Source organism: Chromobacterium sp. LK1, from assembly GCF_001043555.1.
Classification (GTDB): domain Bacteria; phylum Pseudomonadota; class Gammaproteobacteria; order Burkholderiales; family Chromobacteriaceae; genus Chromobacterium; species Chromobacterium aquaticum.
Map to the genome: position 1 here is coordinate 1 of NZ_LDUI01000068.1, position 3,119 is coordinate 3,119.

General features: G+C 52.0%; 1 rRNA gene. It reads left to right on the forward strand.

Annotated features, from left to right (window positions below):
• The first annotated feature begins 227 nt into the window (after window positions 1-227).
• Window positions 228-3,116, forward strand: a 23S ribosomal RNA gene (locus VI26_RS22740).
• The last annotated feature ends 3 nt before the right edge of the window (window positions 3,117-3,119 follow it).

A 3,119-nucleotide genomic window follows, 5' to 3' on the forward strand; every position in this document is an offset into this window, starting at 1 on the left:
TTGATTGTGTTTGCGTTGTATTTTGAACGCACTGATCTTTAACAAACTGAAGAAGCCGAATATATAAAGACGGCGAGAAGGAAACGTAGAGTTAACTCTTTACGTGGACGGATCGTCATCTTGGGTATTTGATTGTATCTAGGCTACGTCGCCATATCAAAAGGGGCGGTGTAGTCGTCGCACAAACACACTTGTTGTTTTGGTGGCCTAGGTTACTGAAATGATAGGGTCAAGCGACTAAGTGCATCTGGTGGATGCCTTGGCGATCATAGGCGAAGAAGGACGTGTAAGCCTGCGAAAAGCGTGGGGGAGCTGGCAATAGAGCTTTGATCCCACGATGTCCGAATGGGGAAACCCCTCCGCAAGGAGATCCCGTGCTGAATACATAGGCACGAGGAGGCGAACGCAGCGAACTGAAACATCTAAGTAGCTGCAGGAAAAGAAATCAACCGAGATTCCGTTAGTAGTGGCGAGCGAACGCGGAAGAGCCTGTACGTGTTATGGATTGTGTTAGTGGAAGGTTCATGGAAAGGACCGCCATAGTGGGTGATAGCCCCGTACACGAAAACGCATTCCAAGGACTAGGCGTACGATAAGTAGGGCGGGACACGAGAAATCCTGTCTGAAGATGGGGGGACCATCCTCCAAGGCTAAATACTCATGATCGACCGATAGTGAACCAGTACCGTGAGGGAAAGGCGAAAAGAACCCCGGGAGGGGAGTGAAATAGAACCTGAAACCGGATGCATACAAACAGTGGGAGCGGACTTGTTCCGTGACTGCGTACCTTTTGTATAATGGGTCAGCGACTTACGTTCAGTAGCGAGCTTAACCGAATAGGGGAGGCGTAGGGAAACCGAGTCCGAATAGGGCGATTTAGTTGCTGGGCGTAGACCCGAAACCGAGTGATCTATCCATGGCCAGGATGAAGGTGCGGTAACACGCACTGGAGGTCCGAACCCACTAGTGTTGCAAAACTAGGGGATGAGCTGTGGATAGGGGTGAAAGGCTAAACAAACTCGGAGATAGCTGGTTCTCCCCGAAAACTATTTAGGTAGTGCCTCATGTATCACTTCCGGGGGTAAAGCACTGTTATGGCTAGGGGGTCATTGCGATTTACCAAACCATGGCAAACTCTGAATACCGGAAAGTGCGAGCATGGGAGACAGACGGTGGGTGCTAACGTCCATCGTCAAGAGGGAAACAACCCAGACCGCCAGCTAAGGTCCCAAATGATCAGTTAAGTGGTAAACGAGGTGGGAAGGCATAGACAGCCAGGATGTTGGCTTAGAAGCAGCCATCATTTAAAGAAAGCGTAATAGCTCACTGGTCGAGTCGTCCTGCGCGGAAGATGTAACGGGGCTCAAACTGATAACCGAAGCTGCGGATTTGCACGTAAGTGCAGATGGTAGGGGAGCGTTCTGTAGGTCTGTGAAGGTGTCTCGTAAGGGATGCTGGAGATATCAGAAGTGCGAATGCTGACATGAGTAGCGATAAAGCGGGTGAAAAGCCCGCTCGCCGAAAGCCCAAGGTTTCCTACGCAACGTTCATCGGCGTAGGGTGAGTCGGCCCCTAAGGCGAGGCTGAAAAGCGTAGTCGATGGGAAACGGGTTAAAATTCCCGTACTTTTATGCAGTGCGATGTGGGGACGGAGAAGGTTAGGTCATCAGACTGTTGGAATAGTCTGTTTAAGCCGGTAGGCTGGGGAGGTAGGCAAATCCGCCTTCCCTTAAGGCCGAGACGTGATGACGAGGGTCTACGGACCTGAAGTGACTGATACCACGCTTCCAGGAAAAGCCACTAAGCTTCAGCTGCATAAGAACCGTACCGCAAACCGACACAGGTGGGCAGGATGAGAATTCTAAGGCGCTTGAGAGAACTCAGGAGAAGGAACTCGGCAAATTGATACCGTAACTTCGGGAGAAGGTATGCCTCTTAGAGTGAATCCCCTGCGGGAGGAGCTTTGAGAGGTCGCAGAGAATCGGTGGCTGCGACTGTTTAACAAAAACACAGCACTGTGCCAACACGAAAGTGGACGTATACGGTGTGACGCCTGCCCGGTGCTGGAAGGTTAAGTGATGGGGTGCAAGCTCTTGATCGAAGCCCCAGTAAACGGCGGCCGTAACTATAACGGTCCTAAGGTAGCGAAATTCCTTGTCGGGTAAGTTCCGACCCGCACGAATGGCGTAACGATGGCCACACTGTCTCCTCCTGAGACTCAGCGAAGTTGAAGTGTTTGTGAAGATGCAATCTCCCCGCTGCTAGACGGAAAGACCCCGTGAACCTTTACTGTAGCTTTGCATTGGACTTTGAACAGACTTGTGTAGGATAGGTGGGAGGCTATGAAGTGGGAACGCTAGTTCTCATGGAGCCGTCCTTGAAATACCACCCTGGTGTGTTTGAGGTTCTAACCTTGGTCCGTGATCCGGATTGGGGACAGTGCATGGTAGGCAGTTTGACTGGGGCGGTCTCCTCCCAAAGTGTAACGGAGGAGTTCGAAGGTTACCTAGGTACGGTCGGAAATCGTGCTGATAGTGCAATGGCAAAAGGTAGCTTAACTGCGAGACCGACAAGTCGAGCAGGTGCGAAAGCAGGACATAGTGATCCGGTGGTTCTGAATGGAAGGGCCATCGCTCAACGGATAAAAGGTACTCCGGGGATAACAGGCTGATACCGCCCAAGAGTTCACATCGACGGCGGTGTTTGGCACCTCGATGTCGGCTCATCACATCCTGGGGCTGTAGCCGGTCCCAAGGGTATGGCTGTTCGCCATTTAAAGTGGTACGTGAGCTGGGTTCAAAACGTCGTGAGACAGTTTGGTCCCTATCTGCAGTGGGCGTTGGAAGTTTGACGGGGGCTGCTCCTAGTACGAGAGGACCGGAGTGGACGCACCTCTGGTGTACCGGTTGTGACGCCAGTCGCATTGCCGGGTAGCTAAGTGCGGAAGAGATAACCGCTGAAAGCATCTAAGCGGGAAACTCGCCTGAAGATGAGACTTCCCTGAGGGCTTGACCCTCCTGAAGAGTCGTTCGAGACCAGGACGTTGATAGGTCGGGTGTGGAAGCGCTGTGAGGCGTTAAGCTAACCGATACTAATTGCTCGTGAGGCTTGATCCTATC